The sequence below is a fragment of the Actinomycetes bacterium genome, assembly GCA_035489715.1.
Classification (GTDB): Bacteria; Actinomycetota; Actinomycetes; order JACCUZ01; family JACCUZ01; genus DATHAP01.
This window is the reverse complement of the sequence record DATHAP010000047.1, coordinates 1-21,310: the sequence shown is the minus strand read 5'-3', so window position 1 is coordinate 21,310 and position 21,310 is coordinate 1. Positions and strand designations below refer to the sequence as shown.

Sequence of the window (21,310 nt, the reverse complement as noted above, 5' to 3'; positions counted from 1 at the left end):
TATCGCTCGGAACCTCGAGAAGATCGAGCGAGCGTTGTCCCGGTTCGACTCACGGCGGCGCTAGCCGCACGGATCGCGCCTCCGACCCCGTGGCCGGCCGAGGCGGACGCGTAAAGGACGTACTCGCTGCACCCCGAGAGGGGTCGGGAGCACGTTTCCGCAGGTCACCACAGAGCCGACGCCGAGACTCGAACTCGGAACCGCCCGATTACAAGTCGGGTGCGCTGCCAATTGCGCCACGCCGGCGGGACCCCGGGGAGCCGTCGCGGATCCATCCGAGGCAGCGTGCAGGGTCGAGCACAGACTAGGCCAGGGCGTCCCATCCGGGCAGGGACGGGGACGCCCCGACTCGTCGGGACGCGCCGGTCAGGTCGCTACGACCGGGTGCCGGACGACCGCTCCGAACAGGTAGCCGTTGGTGTTGAACGGCACCGTGGCCGGCTGGGTGCGGCCGTCCGTGTCGGTCGCCCGCGCCCACAGCTGCACCGGACCCTCGGCCAGCGCCGGCTGCTCGTGCCGGAACCGGGTCCCCCCATCGCGCAGGCCCTCGAGCCGGGCCGGCGTCCAGGTGACCCCCTCGTCGAGACTGACGTCGACCTTCGCGATCGGGGCGGTGCCCGACCAGGCGCGCCCGGTGAGCGTCACCGGCTCCCCAGCCGGCAGGCGGGCACCCGAGGCCAGCTCCCAGGTTGACCGTCTGCTCGGTGACCAAGGGGCGGTCCGGGTAGGCGGTGCCGGTCATGACGTACTGCTGGGTGTTCCAGTAGGAGAACAGCGGCTCGTCGGACACCTCGATGTCGCCGACCCATTTGATGCTCGCGACGCCGATCCACCCGGGCACCACGAGTCAGGCCGGGAAGCCGTGGTCGGGCGGCAGGTCCGCGCCGTTCATCGACAGCGCGACCAGCACGTCATCCAGCACCTTCTCGACCGGGAGGGGACGACGTACGTGCCCGTAGTCGACACCGCCCGCGACGACCGTCGGGTCCAAGCCGGCCGGCATGACGTCCACCGGCGACGGGCTGATACCGGCGCGCTCCAGCACGACGCGCAGCGGCACGCCGCGCCACCGGGCGATGCCGATGGCACCGTGGCCCCGCAGTCGCCACGTCCGCTCGTCGATGGCCGGGGTCGAGGTGTCGTCGCGGACGAAGAACCGCTCGTTGGGCACTCGGTAGCCGAGGTCGGCGACGGATTCCCATCGCATCTCGGCGTTGGTGCCGTGGCTGACGAACCACTCCGGTGCAGCGGCTTGCGGATCGGCGAGGACACCGCAGCCTCCGCGGCGCGGGCCGTCGTCGGCCCGACGACGTGAGCGACTCCGGCGGCCAGTGGCAACGAGGCACCGAGCCGGAGCACGTCGCGACGCCGCAGCCCCGCCCGCTGCACGAGCTGTCGCGATCGAACCTGCAGGTACGTCGCCTCGTCGAGGTCCACGTGTCCCCCTCGCTCGACCCATGAACACTAAGTCGGCCTTGTTACAGGAGTTCGGGTCGCGCAAGGCAGGTCCGATAAAGCTCGAGGTTGCTGCACCTAACGCTCGGCTAACGGCGTTCCCACTCGCTGGACGAGCGGGCAGGGTCGTCGCATCGCAACAACCACATGACGACCGGAGGACATCATGCGCAAGACTCTCACCGCGGCAGCTCTGGGCCTGGCCCTGCTCGTCCCGTTCGCCCCCGCCGCTCACGCCGGCGACGGCGACGGCGAGATCGAGCGCACCGGCTCGTGCAGCGGCCGGGCGGACTGGAAGCTCGACGTGAAGCGCGACGACGGCGCGCTCGAGGTCGAGTGGGAGGTCGACTCCAACAAGGTCGGCCAGGTCTGGCGGGTCCGGATCTACGACAACGGCGACCGGGTCGCCGCGACGCGGCGGACCACCCTGGCGCCGAGCGGCTCGTTCGACGTGGAGCGCAGGATCACCAACCGGGCCGGAGACGACCGGATCGTGGCGCGGGCCCGCCACCTGGCGACCGGCCAGGTCTGCCGCGGAGTCATCACCTTCGGCTAGACGCCGGACTCCGGAGGTGCGAACACCACCGCCACCTCGAGGTCCTGGGTGATGTCGACGAAACGGTGCGGCACGCGGCTCGGGACGTACGCGACCGAGCCCGGCCGCACCGCCGTCCGCGTCCCGTCGACCTCGAGGTGCGCCCGGCCGGCCGTGACGACGTAGACTTCGTCCTCACCATGCGGAGCCTGGCCGTCCGCAGCACCCGCACCGAGCCGGTAGACCCCGGCGCTCAGGTCACCGGAGCGCACGACCTCGGCCCATGGCTCGGCCCGCACGTCCGACGCGTGCCGGACCAGCGGCGGCGGCTGCGTCGGTGCCGGGCCATGCGACGGCCAGAACGGCCACTCCTCGAACCGGCTGGCCCGGCCGTCGGCGGTGAAGGTTACGACCCACAGGTCGCGGTACTCCGCCACCACCGGCTCGCCGTACCGCACCTCCACCCGCACGACTCCGGTCGCGCCGCTGCAGGCGACGACGACGTGGCCCATCGTGAAGACCTCGTCGGGGTCGACCTCCCGCGCCCACAGCGCCTCGATCGCCGGCAACCCGACCAGCGGCGGGGCATACGGCTCGACGAGGTACTCGGCGTCCGGGGTGAACAGCCCGGCCAGGTCGGCGGCCGCGCCGTCGCGCCAACCCCGCTCGTACGCCTTCACCCACGCGCCGAGCAGCTCGGGCGTCAGGTCAACCACCGTGCCGCTCCCTGATCTCGGCGGCCGTCGGGGGGTCGGCTCCCTGCCGGGAGCAGGTGATGGCCGACACCTCGATCGCCTCGTCGACCAACATCTCGATGTCCGCTGGGGGAAGCGACCGCAGTGCCTCGCGGGCGGCGGCACCGAGCAGGCCGCGCCGGTGCAGCCCCGCCACCAACGCGCCCATGAACGAGTCGCCCGCGCCGACCGTGTCGACGACGTCCACCGGGATGCCGGGGAGGTGCACCGCCCCGGCACCCGCGCCGACGGCGTAGGCGCCCTCCCCTCCGCGGGTGACGACGACCAGCGCCGGGCCGCGCGAGACCCAGTCCCCGGCCACGTCGGCGATGCTCCGGTCGGGTGCGAGCCAGGCGAGGTCCTCGTCGCTCGCCTTCACCACGTCGGCCACCGCAAGCACCTCGTCGACGATGCGCATCGTCGCCTCGGCCGACCCCATCAGCAGGTGGCGGACGTTGGGGTCGAACGTCACCGTCGCCGTCACTCGAGCGCGGGCCGCCAGCCGGCGCAGCACCTCCCCGCCGGGTGGCGTGGTCAGGCCCAGCGAGCCGACGTGCAGGGCGACGACGTCATCGAGCGCGCGCGCGAGCTCGTCATCGGTCCACTGCCAGTCAGCCGTGCCGTCGACCCGGAAGTCGTACTCCGCCGAGCCGTCGTCGGCGAGCACCACGATGGCCAGCGACGAGGGCTCGCTCGCGTCGACCGCGCAGGACAGGTCGACCCCGTTGTCGGCGAGGTGCCGCCGGAGGCGACGACCGAGCACGTCGCCGGACAGCCGCGCGAGCAGCCGGACCGGGACCTCGAGGCGGGCCAGGCCGACGGCGACGTTGGCCGGGCTGCCCCCGGGAGCGGCCCGGAACAGCCCCTGCCCCCCGGCCGGCACCATGTCGGTGATGACCTCGCCGGCGACCGCGACGACGTCTCCCGGTGACCGCACGGCGCCGAACCTACCGCCCCTACGATCAGCCGTGATGCCCACGCGCACGAACCTGCCCGCCGGGCTGCTGGCATCCGTCCGGCAGCGCGCGTCCGCCGTCCTCGGCGACGTCGAGGGTGCCGCCGTGGCGGCGCGCCTCGAGGCCCACCATGCCGACCTGGTTGAACCGCTCCGCAGCCTGTACGCCCCCAGCGACCGGGCCGCGCTGGACCGGCTGGTGACCCGGCTGGTCGACCTGGCCGTGGCCTCGGCGGTCGGGCGCGCTCTGCCGCTGCGGGTGCTCGACCGGGCTCGCGAGGTGGACCCCAGCTGGTTCCAGCGCGCCCGGATGTCCGGCTACGTCAGCTATACCGACCGGTTCGCGGGTGACCTCACCGGTGTGCGGCAGCGCCTGGACTACCTGGCCGAGCTCGGCGTGACGTACCTGCACCTGATGCCGCTCCTCGCCAGCCGCGACGGTGACGACGACGGCGGCTACGCGGTCGTGGACTACGGCGCGGTCGACCCCCGGCTCGGCACGATGACCGACCTCGAGGCGCTCGCCACGGACCTGCACGAGCGGCAGATGACGCTCTGCGTCGACCTGGTGCTCAACCACACCGCCGCCGAGCACCCATGGGCGCGTGCCGCCGCGGCGGGCGACCCCGTCTACCGCGACTTCTACCTGATGTTCCCGGACCGCTCCTGGCCGGACCGCTACGAGCGGACTCTTCCCGAGGTGTTCCCCGACCAGGCACCGGGCTCGTTCACCCACGTCGAGGGGGTGGGGTGGGTCTGGACCACGTTCAACACGTTCCAGTGGGACCTGGACTGGTCCAACCCCGACGTGTTCGCGGCGATGCTCGGCACGGTGCTCGGCCTGGCCGACCGCGGGGTCGACGTGCTGCGGCTGGACGCCGCCCCGTTCCTGTGGAAGCGCGAAGGAACCGACTGCCAGAACCAGCCCGAGGTCCACCTCGTGCTGCAGGCGATGCGTGCGCTGCTCGCCGTGGCGGCTCCCGGCGTACTGGTCAAGGCCGAGGCCATCGTCTCGCCGCAGCATCTCGTGCAGTACCTCGGCGGCCACGACCGGTTCCGTCCCGAGTGCGACCTGGCCTACCACAACCAGCTGATGGTGATGCTGTGGTCGTCCCTGGCCAGCCGCGACGCCACGCTCGCCCGGCATGCCCTGTCGGCGATGCGCACGGCGCCACCCACGACGGCGTGGGTGACCTATCTGCGCTGCCACGACGACATCGGGTGGGCGGTCTCCGACGAGGACGCCTGGGCGGTCGGCCTCGACCCCGCCGCGCACCGGCACTTCCTCAGCGAGTTCTACAGCGGGGCGCACGACAGCTCCTTCGCCCGCGGCGCGGTGTTCCAGGCCAACCCGCGCACCGGTGACCGCCGCATCTCCGGCACCGCCGCCGCGCTGTGCGGCCTCGACGCGGCCCGCGACTCAGGCGACGGGGAACAGGTCGACGCGGCGATTCGACGCCTGCTCACCCTCTACTCGGTCGTCTACTCCTTCGGCGGCATCCCGCTGCTCTACATGGGCGACGAGCTCGGCCTGGCCAACGACCCGGCGTGGGCGGCCGAACCGTCGCAGGCCGGCGACAACCGCTGGATGCACCGGCCACCGATGGACTGGGCGGCCGCCGACCGGCGGCACGACCCGACCAGCGTGGAGGGCCGGGTGTTCGCGGGCATCCAGGGGCTCGCCCGGGCCCGGGCCGGCCTCCTCGCCCTGCGCTCGGGCACCAGCCCCGAGCTGCTGGATGTCGGAGACCGGCACGTGCTGGCCTACCGTCGGCGCCATCCCCGCAGCGGCCCGCTGATGGCGTTGGCGAGCTTCTCCGACGACCGGGTCGACGTCGACCGGGGGCGGCTGGCCGGCCTGCCGCCGGACGCCGTGCTGGTGGCGGCGACGCCGGGCAGCGAGCTGACGACATACGCCCTCAGGCTGCCCGCCTGGGGCCATGCCTGGCTGGCAGGCGACTAGCCGGAGCCACCCGGTCCGACCGGCGGGGCGGTGGTGCTCCGGACGACCAGCCGGGTCGGCACGGTCAGCGCCTTCTGTCGCACCCGGTCGCCGGCGGCGGCGATCACGTCGAGCAGGAGACGGGCCGCCAGCCGGCCCTGCTCGTGCACCGGCTGCGCCACCGTGCTGAGCCCGAAGAACTCCGCCATGTCGTGGTCGTCGATGCCGATCACCGAGATGTCCTCGGGAACTCGCAGGCCGGCCTCGCGCACGGCGTAGGCGGCACCGACGGCCATCTCGTCCGACGCCGCGAACACCGCGGTCGGACGCTCCTGCGCCTCGAGCAGGAGGCGCATGGCGGCCAGCCCGCCGCGGACGGTGAAGTCGCCGATAACCTCCCACGACGGGTGCACCTCGAGACCTGCGCCGGCCATGGCGCTGCGGTAGCCCTGCAGCCGGTCCAGCGGCGCCGCGAAGTCCAGCTGCTCCTCGAGCGACCCGCCGATGTAGCCGATCCGGCAGTGGCCCAGGTCGAGCAGGTGTCGCATGGCGATGCGCGCCGTCTCCATGTCGTCGATCCGCACGCTCGACCAGCCGGGCACGGTGGCGCCGACCACGGCGACCGGCCGGTCGAGCTTGGCGAGCTCGCGCACCTCCTCGGCAGTCGGCGTGAGGCTCAGCACGATGACCGCGTCGACCCGCTTGCGCAGCAAGTGGCTGCGGAACACCCGGCGCCGGGCCTCTCGGTCGCCGCCCAGGTTGTAGAGCAGCAGGTCGTAGCCCTCGGCGCGCAGCAGCTCCTCCGCGCCCTGCACCACCGACGCGTAGAACCAGCGGGTCACGTGCGGCACCACCACGCCGACCGCCCGGGTCTGCCCGCTCGCGAGGCTGGCCGCGGTCGGCGACGCGACGTAGTCCAGCTCCTCGGCCGCCTGCAGCACGCGGTAGCGCGTCGCGTCGGAGACCCGCGGCAGCCCCCGCAGCGCGCGGGAGACTGTCGCGGTCGACACGCCCACCTCGCGTGCGACGTCCTTGATGCTCGTCATGGCAACCCCAGCCCCCCGGCCTCCGGCCTGGCCTCCTGGGCTACCCCTTGACGCTCCCCGCGAGGAGCCCACGGACGAAGAATCGCTGGCCGGCCAGGAAGACGACCAGCGGCACGATCAGCGAGACGAACGCACCGGCAGAGAGCAGGTGCCAGTCATTGCCGCGGGTGCCCGACAGCTCGGCGAGGCGCACCGTGAGCGGCGAGATCTCGAGGCTGCCACCGCCGAAGACCAGCGCGACGAGCAGGTCGTTCCACACCCACAGGAACTGGAAGATCGCGAAGGCCGCGATGGCCGGAGTCATCAGCGGGAGCATGATGCGGGTGAAGATCCGCACGTGGCCCGCGCCGTCGACCCGCGCTGCCTCGATCAGCTCGGCGGGCACCTCCTTCATGAAGTTGTGCAGGAGGTAGATCGCGAGCGGCAGCGCGAAGATCGAGTGCGAGAGCCAGATCGTGTAGAACCCACCACCCGGGGCGTCGCCGCCGGCCAGCTGGGGCAGGCCGAACGGCGGGTCCACGTAGAGCGAGAGCAGCGGGATCATCGTGACCTGGATCGGCACGATCTGCATGGCGAAGATGGCCACGAACAGCCAGTCGCGGCCCGGGAACTGCATCCAGGCGAACGCGTAGGCGGCCAAGGTCGCCAGCGTGATCGGGATGATCACCGCCGGCAGAGTGATGACGATCGTGTTGACGAAGTAGGTCGCGAGGTTGACACCGCCCTCGCTCGACAGCACAGCGTCGTAGTTGTCCAGGGTCCACGCCGGGTCGGAGAACGCGGTCCACCAACCGCTGTCCTTGACCTGGGCCTCGGGGCGGAACGACGAGATCAGCAGACCGAAAGTCGGGATCGTCCACAGGACGGCGATGACGATCGCAGCCAACGACGCCCACGGCGAGGTGAGCCGCTTGTGCGCCTCCGCGGCCGCCGTCGGCGCGCCCGTCCGCTTCCGGGCCGGGGCCGTCGTGGTCGTCGGGGCGCTCATCGGGCCTCCAGCTTTCGCATCTGGCGGATGTTGTAGACGACGATCGGGATGACCAGGATGAAGAGCAGCACCGCCAGCGCGGCTCCCAGGCCGTTGTTGAACGACCGGAAGCTCTGTGTGTAGAACTCGTTGGCCAGAACGCTGGTGTTGAAGTTGCCGCCCGTCGTGGTGCGGACGATGTCGAACACCTTCAGCGTGGTGATGCTGATGGCAGTCAGCACCACGATCAGCGCCGGACGGATGCTCGGGACGGTGATGTAGCGGAACATCCGGAAGCCCGAGACGCCGTCCAGACGTGCCGCCTCGACGATGTCGTCGGGAATCGCCTTGATCGACGCCGAGAGGACCGTCATCGCGAAGCCGGCCTGGACCCAGATCATGATCACGATCAGGAAGAACGTGTTCCACGGCTCGGTGAGCAGGAAGCGGTAGGTGTCCAGCCCGAGCGACTTGAGGATCTGGTTGGCCAGGCCGATCTGGACGTTCTCGGTGGAGCGGTAGTCGTAGACGAACTTCCAGATGATGGACGCGCCGACGAGCGAGATCGCCATCGGCAGGAAGATCAGCGCCTTGGCGACCGCCTCGATCCTCGCCTTGTCGATCAGCACCGCGTAGACCAGACCGATCAGCGTCGCGACGATCGGGGTGACGATCACCCAGATCGCGGTGTTGCGCAGCACGGTGAGGAGGCCGGAGTTGGTGAAGATCTCTGTGTAGTTGTCGATGCCGACGTACTCGGTGCCGGCGGCGTTCTTGAACGACTCGAAGATCGTCCGGATGCCCGGATAGAGCAGGCCGACCGAGATCAGCAGGGCTGCGGGCAGGACGAACGCGATGGTCTGGAGGACCTCGCCCTTGCGGGACCGGACCCGGTCGGCGAGGAAGAGCACGAGGCCCATCACCGCGACGAACGCGAAGATGGCGATGAACATCTGGACGAACTTGTCAGTAGCCGACATCGCGGCTTACCTCCCTGCCGGAGTGGACCGAGCCCATCGGAGGTGGCGCACTGGCGCTGCGGAGCAGCGAGAAGACAGGCGCCGACCGGTGGCCGCCGGGACCCCGCCCGCGGGGGGCAAGGTCCCGGCAGCCAGCCGGTGGATCATTGCGTCGAGGTGGTGCTAGCCGATCACGGCCAGCTCTCTTCGATGGCCTTCAGCGCGTCGGCCGTGCTCTTCCCGGTGATCCAGGCCGTCATCTCCTTCCAGAAGGAGCCCGAGCCCACGGCGGCGGGCATCTGGTCGGAACCGTCGAACCCGAACACCGTCTCCGGGTCGGCCAGCGTCTCGGCCGAGACCACGTCGATCGGGCTGACCAGGTTGGCCGTGTCGAGGCCGTTGTTGGCACTGATCCAACCGCCCTGCGGTGTCGCCTTGGCCTTCTCGTTGGCCCAGGTGTCCGAGGAGAGGTAGGTCTGGAACGCCTGGACCTCGGGACGGTCGTCGAACGCCGCCACGAACTCGCCGCCGCCGAGCACCGGCTTGCCGTTGTCCTCGTTGGTGGTCGGCAGGTAGAACGCGAAGGCATCGCCGGTCTCGGAGACGTCAGTGCCCTCCGGCCAGTTCGCCGCGTAGAAGCCGGCCTGCCGGTGCAGCGCACACTTGCCCTTGAGGATCGGCAGGCCGCCGTCCTGGAAGATGGTGGTCGCGATGCTCTTGACGTCGCCGATGCCGCCGTTGACGTACTTGTCGTTCTTCAGGATGTCGCCGACCCGGTCGAGGGCGCTCACGATCTGGGGGTCGTTGAACGGGATCTCGTGGGCGACCCACTGGTTGTAGACGTCGATGCCCGCGTCGCGGAGCAGGACGTCCTCGAGCCAGTCGGTGACCGGCCAGCCGGTGGCGTCACCGGACCCGATGCCCGCGCACCAGGGCTTGATCCCGGTCGCCGCGATGGTGTCGGACAGGGCGATCATGTCGTCCCAGGTGGTCGGGATCTCCCAGCCGTTCTCCTCGAACATCTTCGGGGAGTACCACACGAAGGACTTCATGTTGGCGCCCAGCGGAGCGGCGTACAGCTTGCCGTCCACGGTGCCGTAGCCGCGCCATGAGTCGCTCCAGAACTCGTCGACGTTGGCCGACACCGTGTCGGGCACCTCGACGACCTTGCCGGTGTCCTTGACCAGCGTGTTGAGGAGGCCGGGCTGCGGGATGTAGGCCAGGTCCGGCGGGTTGCCGCTGCGGACCCGGACGACGAGCTGTGCCTCGAACTCCTTGGAACCTTCGTAATCCACTTTGGCGCCGGTGCAGGTCTCGAAAAGCTTGTAGGAGTCGATGTGCGGCTGGTCCTCCGGCGCCACGATCGAGGTGTACATCTTCACCGTCTTGCCGGTGAGGTCACCCCACTCGGTGAGGCCCTCGCACTCCGCCTTGCCCTGACCGGGAGCCTTGCCCTCGGCCTTGTTGCTGCCACCGCTGTCGTCGTCGCCGCCACATGCGGCGAGGACGAGGCTCGCACTCATGACACAGGCGAACGCAGCGAGTCCGCGCCGAGCCTTCGCTGATCCCATGCGCACTGCTCCCTCTTGTCAGTCCCAGACCGGTCCGGGAACGTGCCGCAGGGGCGGCCGGTCCCCGCGTCCCGGGGTAACCCGATGTAAACGTTTACGCAACGGGCGGGCAACAGGGTGACGGGTAACGATCAGGTAACGGCGGGTGGTCGTCGTTGCCCGTTGGGCAGGCATGGACGAGCAGGCGCCGCCGCCGTTACGGTGCCGGTCAGTAGGTCCCTGCCTCCCCACCGGGGTCGGTCAGGTTGCTCCACCTTCCACTCGGATCGTCCGGCACGTTCCTGCCGGTGAAGGGAGCGCCAGCTCATGGCGACCGTGACTTTCGACAAGGCGACCAGACTCTTCCCCGGGGCCGAGCGCCCTGCGGTGGACGCGCTGGACATCGAGATCGGCGACGGGGAGTTCCTCGTCCTGGTCGGCCCCTCCGGCTGCGGCAAGTCCACGTCGCTGCGCATGCTCGCCGGCCTGGAGGACGTCAACGGCGGATCGATCCGCATCGGCGACCGTGACGTCACCAACCTGGCGCCCAAGGACCGCGACATCGCCATGGTGTTCCAGAACTACGCGCTCTACCCCCACATGAGCGTCGCCGAGAACATGGGCTTCGCGCTCAAGATCGCCGGTGAGCCCAAGGAGAAGATCAACGAGCGGGTTCGCGAGGCCGCCAAGATTCTCGACCTCGAGCAGTACCTCGAGCGCAAGCCGAAGGCGCTCTCCGGCGGCCAGCGCCAGCGCGTCGCGATGGGTCGCGCGATCGTCCGTTCCCCCCAGGTCTTCCTCATGGACGAACCCCTCTCCAACCTGGACGCGAAGCTGCGCGTCCAGACCCGTAGCCAGATCGCCGCCCTGCAGCGCCGGCTGGGCGTCACGACCGTCTACGTCACCCACGACCAGGTCGAGGCCATGACGATGGGCGACCGAGTGGCGGTCCTCAAGGACGGCATCCTGCAGCAGGTCGACACCCCGCGGCGGATGTACGACAACCCGAACAACGTCTTCGTCGCGGGGTTCATCGGCTCCCCGGCGATGAACCTCCTGCAGGTGGAGGCCGAGGGCGGCACCATGCACTTCGGCGGTGCGAGCCTGCCGATCCCGCGGGAGACGGCGGAGGTCGCCGACAAGGCCGGCCGCAAGCTGACGGTCGGCGTCCGCCCCGAGGACATGGAGCTGGTCGGCGCCGGCCAGGGGCTGCAGACCACCGTCAACCTGGTCGAGGAGCTCGGCGCCGACGCCTACGTCTACGGGACGGCCGACGTGGGCGGCAAGCCCTACGACATCATCGCCCGGGTTGACGGCCGCAAGCCGCCGGCGAAGGGTGAGAGCGTCCACTTCGCGCCGAAGCAGGGTCACGTCCACCTGTTCTCGACCGAGAGCGGCGAGCGGCTCCCCACCTGATCACACAGCGCCGTGGCCCTGCAGCTGCTGGCGGCTCCCAGCGACCCGGCACTGCTCGACCTGCCGTGGGGAGGCCGCCTCGAGGACTGGCCCGAGGACCAGCTCGTGGTCCTTCCCCGCGGCATCTCGCGGCACGTCGTGCGGTTCGTCCGGCTGGGCGGCAGCGTCTACGCCGTCAAGGAGGTGGGAGAGCAGATCGCGCTGCGCGAGTACGGCCTGCTGCGCCAGCTCGAGCGCCGCGACCTGCCGGCCGTCGAAGCGGTGGGCGTGGTCTCCGGCCGGGTGACGGAGACCGGCGAGGAGCTCGACGCGGCGCTGGTCACCCGCCACCTGCAGTTCTCGCTGCCCTACCGCGCCCTGTTCTCGTCGACGCTGCGTCCGGACACCGCGACCCGGCTCCTCGACGCGCTGGCCGCCCTGCTGGTGCGGATGCACACGGCGGGCTTTTACTGGGGCGACTGCTCCCTGTCCAACACCCTTTTCCGGCGCGACGCGGGCGCCTTCGCGGCGTACCTCGTCGACGCCGAGACCGGCGAGCTTCACGGCACGCTCTCGACCGGGCAGCGTGAGTACGACCTCGACCTCGCCCGCACCAACATCGCCGGCGAGCTGCTCGACCTCGAGGCGGGTGGCCTGCTGCACGAGTCGATCGACCCGGTCGAGACCTCGGACCAGGTCGTCGAGCGGTACCGGTCGCTCTGGACCGAGCTGCTGGGCGCCGAGACCTTCGACACCGGTGAGCGGTTCCGCATCGACCAGCGGATCCGCCGGCTCAACGACCTCGGCTTCGACGTCGCCGAGCTCAACATCGTGACCGACATCGACGGCCGCACCGTGCAGCTCGAGCCGAAGGTCGTCGACGCCGGCCACCACAGCCGCCGCCTGCTGCGACTGACCGGGCTCGACGTCGAGGAGAACCAGGCCCGCCGGATGCTCAACGACCTCGACGCCTACCGCGCCGCCAAGGACGTGCAGAACGAGGACGAGGAGATCGTCGCGCACCGCTGGGTCACCGAGTCCTTCGAGCCGGTGGTGCGCGCCGTGCCCAAGGAGCTGCGCGGCAAGCTGGAGCCGGCCGAGATCTTCCACGAGGTGCTCGAGCACCGGTGGTTCCTGTCCGAGCGCGCCGGTCGCGACGTCGGGCTGATGCCGGCAGCCCGGTCGTACGTCGACGACGTGCTCACCCACAAGCCGGACGAGCAGGCCGTCCTGGGCTCGCGTATCGGCAGCCCCACCCAGGAGATGGCGCCGTTCGCCGACGACGAGGCGGCGCCCTAGCGGTAGAGCGCCAGGATCGACGCGCTGACGTACTGCGCGAGGCCGGGCGCCACGTCGTCGTACGTGGACGCGAAGAGGGGATCGGCGACGTACATCTGTGCCAACCCCTGGTGCACCTCGGGCGTCACGTCGTAGAACCAGCGGCTGATGTGCTCGCGGTGCCTGGTGGCGGCGGCAGCCGCCTCGGGTGAGTCCGGCGGCAGGCCGGCCCGCTTCGCCGCGGCGAACGCGGCGGGGATCTCGTCACCCTCGCGACGGATCTGCAGCCACTCGTCCTTGCCGTACGACGACGAGCGGCGGTGCGCCTCGCGGTAGGCGTCCGTGTCGCCCCACCGCCGCCGGGCCTCCTCGACGTGCTCGGTCGGGTCGTGGTCACCGAAGACCTCGATCATCTCCTCGAGGGTCAGGTCGATCCCCATCTCATGCGCCTCCAGGGTCTTGGCGACGGTCGCGGCGACCGCCTGCAACCGGTCGATCCGGGCGAGCAGCTGCGCGTGCTGGGCGCGCAGCTGGTCGACGGTGTCGTCGTGCGACCCGTCGGTGGCGACCAGCTCGGCGACCTGCTCGAGGTCAAAGCCGAGCTCCCGCCAGGACAGCACGCGCTGCAGCCGGGCCACGTCCACCGTCGTGTAGGTGCGATAGCCGTTGGCCGCCCGCCCGCTCGGCGGCAGCAGCCCGATCTGGTCGTAGTGGTGCAGCGTGCGAACCGTCACGCCGGCCAGTCGCGCCACCTCACCGACCGTCCAGATCCGCGGGCCCTCCGACGTGCTCATGCCGCCCACTCTGCGGCCTTACGCCACGTCAGGGTCAACCCCTCAGCGGTCCCGTCCGTCGACCGCCTGTACCTGACGTTGTGCCGGTCGACGAGAGTCAGCGGCGCGCGCGGGCCACCTCGTTCAGCGCGATGCCCGCGGCGACCGACGCGTTGAGCGACTCGGCGCCCGACCCGATGGGGATGCCGGCGACGACGTCGCAGGTCTCACGGACCAGCCGTGAGAGCCCCTTCCCCTCCGACCCGACGACGAGCACCACGGCGTCGGACAGCAGGTCGACGTCGGCCAGGTCGGTGTCCGCCTCGCCGTCCAGCCCGACCACCGTGCAGCCCGCCTTCTGGTAGGCCTCGAGCGCCCGAGTCAGGTTCGTCGCCCGCGCGACCGGCACCCGGGCGGCCGCGCCGGCCGACACCTTCCACGCCGTCGCGGTGAGGCCGGCCGCCCGGCGGGACGGCACCACGACACCTTGCGCACCGAACGCCGCGGCCGAGCGGATCACCGCTCCCAGGTTGCGCGGGTCGGTCACCCCGTCCAGCGCCACCAGCAGCACCGGGGTGTCCGACTCGGCCGCGGCGGCCAGCAGGTCGTCGGGGTGGGCGTAGTCGTAGGCCGGCACCTGCAGCACCAGGCCCTGGTGCGGCGCGCCGCTGGCCAGCCGGTCGAGCTCCGTGCGGCTGGCCTCCATGAGGGGTATCCCGGATGCCGACGCGAGCTTGAGCGACTCGCGGACCCGGTCGTCGCCGTCGATGCGCTCGGCGACGTACAGCGCGGTCGCCGGCACCCGCGCGCGCAGCGCCTCGACCACCGGGTTGCGTCCGGCGACCCACTCGGGGCCACCCTCGCCGCGGCTGCGGGCGGCGGCCCGGTTGCCGGTCCGCTGGGCGCCGGCGCTCTTGGCGGCCGACCGGGCCCGGCGGTGCGCGGGGTGGCTGGGCCGCTCGGACGCCTTCGGTGTCGGGCCCTTGCCCTCGAGACCGCGGCGGCGCTGGCCGCCGGACCCGACGGTCTGGCCCTTCTTCGATCCCGGGTTGCGCTTGGCTCCGCGGCGCGAGCTGTTGCCGGCCATCAGGTCCCTTCGGTGAGCGACCAGGTCGGCCCGCTCGGTGTGTCCTCGACCGCGATCCCGGCCTCGGCGAGTGCGTCGCGGATCCGGTCGGACGTCGCGTAGTCCTTGCGTGCACGAGCCTCCGTGCGCTCGGCGAGGGTGACGGCCACCAGCCGGTCCACGACCGGGTGCAGGTCGCCGTCGGCGCCCGAGCCGGCCCAGTGCTCCGACAGCGGGTCGAGGCCCAGCACGTCGAGCATCGAGCGTACGGAGCGCAGCGACCCGGCCAGCGCCTCCGACGGCCCGTCGGCCAGCAGCTTGTTGCCCTCGCGCAGCACGCCGTGCAGCGCGGCCAGCGCGGCCGGCACGGCCAGGTCGTCGTCCATCGCCTCGGCGAACTCCGCGCAGGTCACCTCGCCTGCCGACGAGCCGCCCATCAGCCGGTCGGCGCGGAGCACGAAGTTCTCGATCCTTTGGTACGCCGCCGCCGACTCGGTCAGCGCCTCGTCGGAGTACTCCACGATCGACCGGTAGTGCGACGCCACCAGGTAGTAGCGCAGCTCGACCGGCCGGACCCGCTTGACCACCTCGGAGACCAGCATCGTGTTGCCGACCGACTTGCTCATCTTCGAGCCGCCGAGGTTGAGCATCGCGTTGTGCATCCACCACCGGGCGAACGGCCGGCCGGCCGCCGTCGACTGGGCCAGCTCGTTCTCGTGGTGCGGGAAGCGCAGGTCGAGCCCGCCGCCGTGGATGTCGAACTCCGGGCCGAGGTACTTGCCGACCATGGCCGAGCACTCGAGGTGCCAGCCAGGACGGCCCCGGCCGTACGGCGTGGCCCAGGACGCGGTGAGCGGCTCCCCCTCCTTGTGCCCCTTCCACAGCGCGAAGTCGCGGGGGTCGCGCTTACCGAGCGGGTCGGCATCGGCGGCCGCCTCCATCTCGTCGACCGGCTGGTTGGACAGGCGGCCGTAGTCCGGCCACGACCGCACGTCGAAGTAGACGTCGCCGGAGCCGTCGGCGGCCGGGTAGGCGTGGCCCTTCTCGACCAGCTCCTGCATCAGCTCGAGCATCTCCGGCACGTGGCCGGTCGCGCGGGGCTCGTAGGTCGGCGGCGCGCAGCCGAGCACGTCGTAGGCCGCGTGCAGCGCCCGCTCGTTGGCGTACGCGAGCGCCCACCACGGGACGCCGGCCTCCTCGGCCTTCACCAGGATCTTGTCGTCGATGTCGGTGAGGTTGGCGACGACAGTCACCTGGTAGCCGGAGCGCTCCATCCAGCGCCGCAGGACGTCGAAGACGACCTCCTTGCGGATGTGCCCTATGTGCGGCGCCCCCTGGACGGTGAGCCCGCAGTGGTAGATGCCGGCCGTGCCCTCGACGAGCGGCACGAACTCACGGACCTCGCGGGTCGCGGTGTCGTACAGGCGCAGGCTCACCGGTCAAGGCTAACGGGCCGCCCGCGCCACCAGCGCCGTCGCGATCGCCGCGACGCCCTCGCCGCGGCCGGTGAGGCCGAGCCCCTCGGTCGTCGAAGCGCTCACCGACACCGGAGCCCCGGCCGCCTCGGAGAGCACCCGCTGGGCCTCGTCGCGGCGCGGCCCGATCCGCGGTCGATCACCTACCACCTGCACGGCGACATTGCCGATCTCGAACCCGGCGGCCCGCACCCGGCGGGCCGTCTCCGCGAGCATCGCCGGGCCGGCGGCACCGGCCCACTCCGGCTCGGAGGTGCCGAACTGCGACCCGAGGTCGCCGAGCGAGGCAGCGGACAGCAGGGCGTCGCAGGCCGCGTGGGCGGCGACGTCGCCGTCAGAGTGCCCGGCGCAGCCGGCCGGCTCGTCGGGGAAGTGCAGGCCGGCCATGTGCATCGGCCGGCCCCCCTCGAGCGGGTGCACGTCGACGCCGAGCCCGACGAGGGGCAGGTCAGCCATCGCTGCGGTTCCCATCTCTCCGCGCGGCGAGCACGGTCTCGGCCAGCAGCAGGTCGACCGGCCGGGTCACCTTGAAGGCGTCCTCGTGCCCCGGCACCACCGTGACCGGGCGGCCGATCCGCTCGACCAGGCCGGCGTCGTCGGTCACCTCGACGCCGTCGCCGGTGCGGTGCTCGCGATGAGCCTGCTCGAGCACGCTGCGCCGGAAGCCCTGCGGCGTCTGCACCGCCCGCAGGCTGCTCCGGTCCACGGTGGCGACCACCTGGTCGCCGGACACCTGCTTGACGGTGTCGACGACCGGCAGCACCGGCACGACCGCGTCGCAGCCACCGACGACGGCGGCAGCCACCGCATCGGCCAGCTGGCTCGGCGCCAGCGGGCGGGCGGCGTCGTGGACCAGCACCACGTCTACCTCGTCGGGCAGGGCGGCCAGCGCGGCGCGCACCGAGTCGGGGCGCTCCGCTCCACCGGCCACGACCTCGAGCGACGCGCCGGCGTGGTCGTCCGCGAGCAGCGTGCGGGTTACCTCGACCGCGTCCGGCGGGGCGGCGACGACGACATGCTCGACCGTCGCGGCCGCGGCGAGCGCGCGCACGGCGTGGACCAGCACGGGTGCCCCGCCGAGCAAGCGCAGCGCCTTGGGGTCGCCGGGCCCGAGGCGCTCGCCTCGTCCGGCTGCCACCACGAGCGCCCCCACGGTGGTCATGACGACCGGTCGGTCGTCGGGCGGGCGAAGACCATCCGGCCGTTGGCGGTGGTGAGCACGCTCGTCACCCGGACGGACGTGTCGTGGCCGATCGACCCTCGAGCGTGCTCCGCCACGACCATCGTGCCGTCGTCGAGGTAACCGACCGCCTGCCCGGGCTCCTTGCCGGGCTTGATGAGCAGCACGGTCACCTCGTCGCCGGCGCTGACCGGCGGGCGCAACGCCAAGGCGAGCGCGTGCAGGTTCATCACCCGCACCCCGGCCAGCGATGCAGCCCGGGCCAGGTTGGTGTCGAGCGTGAGCAGCGCAGCGTCGTGGTCGAGGCAGATGCGGACCAGCTTGGCGTCCACCTCCGCGACGCCGGGCACGTCGAGGTCGAGGACCTCCACGTCGACTCCGGGCTCACGGCGCAGCACCTCGAGCACCTCGAGTCCGCGCCGGCCCTTGGCCCGGCGGGTGTCGTCGGCCGCGTCCGCCAGTCCCTGCAGCTCGCCCAGCACCGGGCTCGGGACCAGCATCCGGCCGTGGACGAAGCCGGCCCGGGTGACGTCGACGATCCGGCCGTCGATCGCCACCGACGTGTCGAGCACCCGGGGCATGGCTGCCGCCGCCACGCGCCGCTGCGACATGCCGACCCGGGCGCCGAACATGTCCAGCACCGAGTCGCGCTTGCTCGTCCCGAGCCGGTAGCCGAGCAGCCCGAACGTGACGACCACGAACGTGAACATCGGGAAGGTGAGGAGCGGCTTGTTGAGGAGCAGCACCGGCCAGGTGACCCCGGCCGCCACCAGCACGCCGATGACCGCCCCCACCACTCCGGCCACGATGTGCTCGGCCGGGGTGTCGCGCAGACCAGCCTCCGCCGCTCGCACGGCGGTCACCGTGCCGCGCCCGATCAGGCCGCCGAGGACGTAGCCCAGCGCCGAGCCGAGGATGACGCCGAGCCCGAGGACGCTGAAGGCGCCGAGGACCGGCTCCCCGCCCTCGTCGAGAGCGTCGGCGACGTAGTAGCCGACGCCGGCGAAGAAGACGACCACGCACAGCCGCAGCAGCTCGACCACCGCGTTGGGCACGCGGGTGAGCCGGGGCGCCATCACGCCGGAGACCCTAGTCGCCGTGCCGGCGCCGACCCCTTGGACGCCGCGCGCCGCCGACCCGGACGGGTCGGCGGCGCGGTGGGGCGGTGGGGAGTCGCTCGAGCCTGCGTCGGCTCGGGCGGCTCGCGAGGTCAGGAGGCGAGGACCTCGTCGAGGATCGCCTCGGCCTTGTCCTCGTTGGTGTGCTCGGCGAGCGCGAGCTCGCTGACCAGGATCTGGCGGGCCTTGGCGAGCATGCGCTTTTCGCCGGCCGACAGACCGCGGTCCTTGTCACGGCGCCACAGGTCACGGACGACCTCGGCCACCTTGATCACGTCGCCGGAGGCGAGCTTCTCGAGGTTGGCCTTGTAGCGGCGCGACCAGTTGGTCGGCTCCTCGGTGTGGGGGGCGCGCAGCACCTCGAACACGCGGTCGAGGCCCTCCTGGCCGACGACGTCGCGGACACCCACGAGGTCGCAGTTCTCGGCCGGGACCCGGACCGTGAGGTCGCCCTGGGCGACCTTCAGGACCAGGTAGAGCTTGTCCTCACCCTTGATGGTGCGTGTCTCGATGGATTCGATGAGTGCCGCCCCGTGGTGGGGGTAGACGACCGTCTCGCCGACCTTGAACGTCATATGTGTCAGACCCCTTTCGCGACCTCCAGAATAACACGGTGACGGAGGTCACTTCGCCGGATCGTCGAGTCGTTTGCGCAGGTCAGAGCGGGTGCAATCGCTTGACAAGCCGAGGGTCGGCGTGCATCGACGGGCCCTCAAGGCCGTGCGATGCTCGGCGGCGTGGAGCCGTGCTGAGCAGCCGGGGCGCCCGGACGCTGGTCGCTGCCAGCCACCCCCTGCCCTCCGCCGCGGTCACCGCGTTCGCGGTCGCCGTCTCGGCAGCCGCCGGCCGCTCCGCCGGCGGGCTGCTGCTCACCGGTCTCGCCGTCCTGACCGGCCAGCTCTCGATCGGGTGGTCCAACGACCTGCTCGACCGCAGCCGCGACGTGGCGGCCGGCCGCTCGGACAAGCCGCTGGCCACCGGCGCTGCCGAACCCCGTACCGTCCGGCGCGCGACCTGGGTCGCCGTGCTCGCCTGCGTGCCGCTGTCCCTGGCCAACGGGATGCTGGCCGGGACGGTCCACCTGGTGGCGGTCTCCGGCGGCTGGGCCTACAACCTCGGGCTGAAGCGCACGTGGGCGTCTCCTGTGCCGTACGCCGTCAGCTTCGCCCTGCTGACCTGCTTCGTCACCCTGGGCCTGGACGGGTCACCGTGGCCGCCGCCCTGGGCCGTGGGGGCGGGCGCCCTGCTCGGCGTCGGCGCGCACTTCCTCAACGTGGTGCCGGACGTCGCCGACGACCTGGCCGACGGCGTACGGGGTCTGCCGCAGCGGATCGGCGCCCGGGCGTCCGCCGTCACGGGCGCCGTGCTCATGGCGGCAGCCGCCGTGCTGGTGGTCGCCGGTCCGGACGGGCCGGTCCCCGGGTGGGCGTGGGTCGGCCTCGGGGCGGCCCTGGCTACCGCCACCGGGGCCGCGGTGGCCGGCAGCCGGCCTCGCGCCCGTGCCTCGGCGCCGTTCCTTCTGGCCGTGGCGACGGCAGGGGTGACGGTCCTGCTGGTGATCGGCCGAGGGGCGGAGCTGACCTGAGCCCGCGTCGCTACGCTGTCGGCCGTGCTCACCGCCTCGCGACGCCTCTGTCGACCCCGGCCCCTCGCCGCCCTCGCAGCGGTGCTCACCGTGGCAGCCCTGGCCGGCTGCTCGTCCGGCTTCGACGCCACGTCGACCCAGGACTACGCCCCCTCCGACGGCATCGTCGCCGGCGACGGCGACATCCGCGTCCTCAACGCCCTCGTGGTGGCGGCCGAGGGCGCTGACGAGGGCGTGGTCAGCATGACCGTGGTCAACCGGGGCGAGTCCTCCGACCGGATCACCGCCATCAGGTCCGACGCCGGCGACGTGACCCTCGGCGGCGACACGAGCCTCCCGCCGGGCGCCGCCGTCTCGTTCGGCACGGAGGAGGCGACCGCCACGGTCACCGGGCTGACCAAGGAGCCGGGCCAGGCGGTGGAGCTGACCGTCCGCTTCGCCAAGGCCGAGCCGCTCACTTTCCGCACGGTCATCGTCCTCGGCACGGACGACTACGCGTCCCTCACGCCGCCCGCCTCCCCAACCCTGAGCCCGTCGCCGACGGAGACCCCGAGCGAGACTCCGTCGGCGACCGAGACGGCCGAGTAGCCCGACCGCTGCAGGTCAGGGCGTCCCGCAGACCACGACCTGGCACTGGCCGGCGAGATTGCCGGCAGCCTTGTTGCCGCCGAGGTCGTCCACGCCGGCGACCGCGGCGATGCCCCACCCGACGTTGCCGACGGCGACGTTGCTCCCGAGCTTCGTCCCAACGGCGCCGGCGTCGATCCCGTCACCGAGGTTGCCCGAGGTGGAGTTCTGGGTGAGCACCGTGCCGGCTACCGACGAGTCGACGACGATCCCGTCGCCCGAGGTGCCGCTCACCGAGTTCCGGCTCACCGTCGTCGACGAGGCGGACCCGGTCACCCACACGCCGAACGCGCCTGGTCCGGTTGCCGTGTTCTGGGCCACTTGGTTGCCGGACCCCCCAGCCACGCTGATGCCGAAGGTGTTGGCCGACACGACGTTCTGGAGCACCTTGTTCCCGTTCGAGGCTCCGTCCATCTTGACGGCGTCCCCGCTGTTGCCGGAGATGCGGTTCCTGTCGATCGTGTTGCCGGACGCGTTGGCCACGTCGACGCCGCGCCGGTTGCCGGTCAACGTGAGGTTCCAGGCCCGGTTGGCGCTCGACTCGTCGAGGCGGACGCCGTACTCGAAACCGGTGACGGTCCCGTTGCGGACCTCGACCCGCGAGCTGCCGCTGCGGACCAGCACGCCGTTGTAGGGCGTCCCTCCACCGGTGATCGTGTGACCCTTGAGG

22 protein-coding genes, 1 tRNA gene and 1 pseudogene are annotated in these 21,310 nt (G+C 71.8%); 7 read left to right on the top strand and 17 right to left on the bottom strand.

From position 1 onward, the window contains the following. Positions 1-173: 173 nt before the first annotated feature. From VK640_04305 to VK640_04295, 3 genes and pseudogenes are all read right to left on the bottom strand, one after another. Positions 174-246 (bottom strand) — tRNA-Thr (locus tag VK640_04305). 120 nt (positions 247-366) lie between these two features. Then, positions 367-645, bottom strand: a complete 279-nt coding sequence (locus VK640_04300) for a hypothetical protein (GenBank protein HTE72407.1) — start codon at positions 643-645, stop codon at positions 367-369. Between the two features lie 175 nt (positions 646-820). Beyond that, positions 821-1,207: pseudogene (locus VK640_04295) on the bottom strand (molybdopterin-dependent oxidoreductase). A 104-nt stretch (positions 1,208-1,311) separates the two neighbouring features. On the opposite strand from VK640_04295, the gene VK640_04290 reads away from it, so the two are divergent. Together VK640_04290 and VK640_04285 are read left to right on the top strand one after the other, a co-directional pair. Then, on the top strand, positions 1,312-1,461 hold the full coding sequence (locus tag VK640_04290; GenBank protein HTE72406.1) for a hypothetical protein: 150 nt from the start codon (positions 1,312-1,314) through the stop codon (positions 1,459-1,461). A 160-nt stretch (positions 1,462-1,621) separates the two neighbouring features. Next, positions 1,622-2,011 (top strand): hypothetical protein, encoded by a 390-nt coding sequence (locus VK640_04285; protein HTE72405.1) that lies wholly within the window; start codon positions 1,622-1,624, stop codon positions 2,009-2,011. Here VK640_04285 and VK640_04280 read toward each other — a convergent pair. Both VK640_04280 and VK640_04275 read right to left on the bottom strand, forming a co-directional pair. Further along, positions 2,008-2,706, bottom strand: coding sequence for a cupin domain-containing protein (locus VK640_04280; GenBank protein HTE72404.1), 699 nt, complete (start codon positions 2,704-2,706; stop codon positions 2,008-2,010). The genes VK640_04285 and VK640_04280 overlap by 4 nt on opposite strands. Next, positions 2,699-3,661 (bottom strand): carbohydrate kinase, encoded by a 963-nt coding sequence (locus VK640_04275; protein ID HTE72403.1) that lies wholly within the window; start codon positions 3,659-3,661, stop codon positions 2,699-2,701. Before VK640_04275 ends, VK640_04280 begins: the two co-directional genes overlap by 8 nt. Positions 3,662-3,695: 34 nt before the next feature. Here VK640_04275 and VK640_04270 point away from each other — a divergent pair, with 34 nt between their 5' ends. Further along, positions 3,696-5,642 carry an alpha-amylase family protein gene (locus tag VK640_04270; protein ID HTE72402.1) on the top strand — a complete coding sequence of 649 codons (1,947 nt, stop codon included), beginning with the start codon at positions 3,696-3,698 and terminating at the stop codon, positions 5,640-5,642. Here the strand turns inward: VK640_04270 and VK640_04265 are convergent. The 4 genes from VK640_04265 to VK640_04250 form a co-directional block, all read right to left on the bottom strand. Next, a complete protein-coding gene (locus VK640_04265) occupies positions 5,639-6,667 on the bottom strand; it encodes a LacI family DNA-binding transcriptional regulator (GenBank protein HTE72401.1) in 1,029 nt (342 codons plus the stop codon). The two genes, VK640_04270 and VK640_04265, sit on opposite strands and share 4 nt — an antisense overlap. Before the next feature lie 40 nt (positions 6,668-6,707). Further along, entirely contained in the window at positions 6,708-7,655 is a 948-nt protein-coding gene (locus VK640_04260; protein ID HTE72400.1) for a carbohydrate ABC transporter permease, read from the bottom strand. Continuing rightward, on the bottom strand, positions 7,652-8,614 hold the full coding sequence (locus VK640_04255) for a sugar ABC transporter permease (GenBank protein HTE72399.1): 963 nt from the start codon (positions 8,612-8,614) through the stop codon (positions 7,652-7,654). The genes VK640_04260 and VK640_04255 overlap by 4 nt, the downstream gene beginning before the upstream one ends. A gap of 170 nt (positions 8,615-8,784) precedes the next feature. Continuing rightward, positions 8,785-10,116, bottom strand: a complete 1,332-nt coding sequence (locus tag VK640_04250) for an ABC transporter substrate-binding protein (protein ID HTE72398.1) — start codon at positions 10,114-10,116, stop codon at positions 8,785-8,787. Between the two features lie 354 nt (positions 10,117-10,470). Here VK640_04250 and ugpC point away from each other — a divergent pair, with 354 nt between their 5' ends. Beyond that, the gene (ugpC, locus tag VK640_04245; GenBank protein ID HTE72397.1) at positions 10,471-11,559 is read left to right on the top strand and encodes a sn-glycerol-3-phosphate ABC transporter ATP-binding protein UgpC; all 1,089 of its coding nucleotides are present in this window, start codon (positions 10,471-10,473) and stop codon (positions 11,557-11,559) included. Between the two features lie 12 nt (positions 11,560-11,571). After that, on the top strand, positions 11,572-12,837 hold the full coding sequence (locus VK640_04240) for a DUF4032 domain-containing protein (protein ID HTE72396.1): 1,266 nt from the start codon (positions 11,572-11,574) through the stop codon (positions 12,835-12,837). Here the strand turns inward: VK640_04240 and VK640_04235 are convergent. From VK640_04235 to VK640_04205, 7 genes are all read right to left on the bottom strand, one after another. Next, the gene (locus tag VK640_04235; GenBank protein HTE72395.1) at positions 12,834-13,610 is read right to left on the bottom strand and encodes a MerR family transcriptional regulator; all 777 of its coding nucleotides are present in this window, start codon (positions 13,608-13,610) and stop codon (positions 12,834-12,836) included. The two genes, VK640_04240 and VK640_04235, sit on opposite strands and share 4 nt — an antisense overlap. A 97-nt stretch (positions 13,611-13,707) precedes the next feature. Continuing rightward, complete coding sequence (gene rlmB / locus VK640_04230; protein HTE72394.1) at positions 13,708-14,676, bottom strand: 23S rRNA (guanosine(2251)-2'-O)-methyltransferase RlmB; 969 nt, start codon at positions 14,674-14,676, stop codon at positions 13,708-13,710. Further along, on the bottom strand, positions 14,676-16,091 hold the full coding sequence (gene cysS, locus VK640_04225; GenBank protein HTE72393.1) for a cysteine--tRNA ligase: 1,416 nt from the start codon (positions 16,089-16,091) through the stop codon (positions 14,676-14,678). Before cysS ends, rlmB begins: the two co-directional genes overlap by 1 nt. Positions 16,092-16,100: 9 nt before the next feature. Further along, on the bottom strand, positions 16,101-16,586 hold the full coding sequence (gene ispF / locus VK640_04220) for a 2-C-methyl-D-erythritol 2,4-cyclodiphosphate synthase (protein HTE72392.1): 486 nt from the start codon (positions 16,584-16,586) through the stop codon (positions 16,101-16,103). Next, positions 16,579-17,292 carry a 2-C-methyl-D-erythritol 4-phosphate cytidylyltransferase gene (ispD, locus tag VK640_04215; GenBank protein HTE72391.1) on the bottom strand — a complete coding sequence of 238 codons (714 nt, stop codon included), beginning with the start codon at positions 17,290-17,292 and terminating at the stop codon, positions 16,579-16,581. The genes ispF and ispD overlap by 8 nt, the downstream gene beginning before the upstream one ends. Next, the gene (locus VK640_04210; GenBank protein ID HTE72390.1) at positions 17,289-18,389 is read right to left on the bottom strand and encodes a PIN domain-containing protein; all 1,101 of its coding nucleotides are present in this window, start codon (positions 18,387-18,389) and stop codon (positions 17,289-17,291) included. The genes ispD and VK640_04210 overlap by 4 nt, the downstream gene beginning before the upstream one ends. A gap of 131 nt (positions 18,390-18,520) precedes the next feature. Then, on the bottom strand, positions 18,521-19,003 hold the full coding sequence (locus tag VK640_04205) for a CarD family transcriptional regulator (protein HTE72389.1): 483 nt from the start codon (positions 19,001-19,003) through the stop codon (positions 18,521-18,523). A gap of 170 nt (positions 19,004-19,173) precedes the next feature. On the opposite strand from VK640_04205, the gene VK640_04200 reads away from it, so the two are divergent. Further along, positions 19,174-20,013, top strand: a complete 840-nt coding sequence (locus VK640_04200) for a UbiA family prenyltransferase (GenBank protein ID HTE72388.1) — start codon at positions 19,174-19,176, stop codon at positions 20,011-20,013. Positions 20,014-20,037: 24 nt separating this feature from the next. Further along, complete coding sequence (locus tag VK640_04195) at positions 20,038-20,601, top strand: hypothetical protein (GenBank protein HTE72387.1); 564 nt, start codon at positions 20,038-20,040, stop codon at positions 20,599-20,601. A gap of 15 nt (positions 20,602-20,616) precedes the next feature. Here the strand turns inward: VK640_04195 and VK640_04190 are convergent. After that, positions 20,617-21,310 (bottom strand): right-handed parallel beta-helix repeat-containing protein (locus VK640_04190; protein HTE72386.1); only part of this gene is annotated, 694 nt, incomplete at its 5' end.

What these genes read in the sequence shown, in the direction of transcription:
- VK640_04285 (HTE72405.1), top strand. Translation starts at nt 1,622, where the DNA reads ATGCGCAAGACTCTCACCGCGGCAGCTCTGGGCCTGGCCCTGCTCGTC.
- VK640_04270 (HTE72402.1), top strand. Translation starts at nt 3,696, where the DNA reads ATGCCCACGCGCACGAACCTGCCCGCCGGGCTGCTGGCATCCGTCCGG.
- VK640_04265 (HTE72401.1), bottom strand. Translation starts at nt 6,667, where the DNA reads ATGACGAGCATCAAGGACGTCGCACGCGAGGTGGGCGTGTCGACCGCG.
- VK640_04260 (HTE72400.1), bottom strand. Translation starts at nt 7,655, where the DNA reads ATGAGCGCCCCGACGACCACGACGGCCCCGGCCCGGAAGCGGACGGGC.
- VK640_04255 (HTE72399.1), bottom strand. Translation starts at nt 8,614, where the DNA reads ATGTCGGCTACTGACAAGTTCGTCCAGATGTTCATCGCCATCTTCGCG.
- VK640_04250 (HTE72398.1), bottom strand. Translation starts at nt 10,116, where the DNA reads ATGAGTGCGAGCCTCGTCCTCGCCGCATGTGGCGGCGACGACGACAGC.
- ugpC (HTE72397.1), top strand. Translation starts at nt 10,471, where the DNA reads ATGGCGACCGTGACTTTCGACAAGGCGACCAGACTCTTCCCCGGGGCC.
- VK640_04235 (HTE72395.1), bottom strand. Translation starts at nt 13,610, where the DNA reads ATGAGCACGTCGGAGGGCCCGCGGATCTGGACGGTCGGTGAGGTGGCG.
- rlmB (HTE72394.1), bottom strand. Translation starts at nt 14,676, where the DNA reads ATGGCCGGCAACAGCTCGCGCCGCGGAGCCAAGCGCAACCCGGGATCG.
- ispF (HTE72392.1), bottom strand. Translation starts at nt 16,586, where the DNA reads ATGGCTGACCTGCCCCTCGTCGGGCTCGGCGTCGACGTGCACCCGCTC.
- ispD (HTE72391.1), bottom strand. Translation starts at nt 17,292, where the DNA reads ATGACCACCGTGGGGGCGCTCGTGGTGGCAGCCGGACGAGGCGAGCGC.
- VK640_04205 (HTE72389.1), bottom strand. Translation starts at nt 19,003, where the DNA reads ATGACGTTCAAGGTCGGCGAGACGGTCGTCTACCCCCACCACGGGGCG.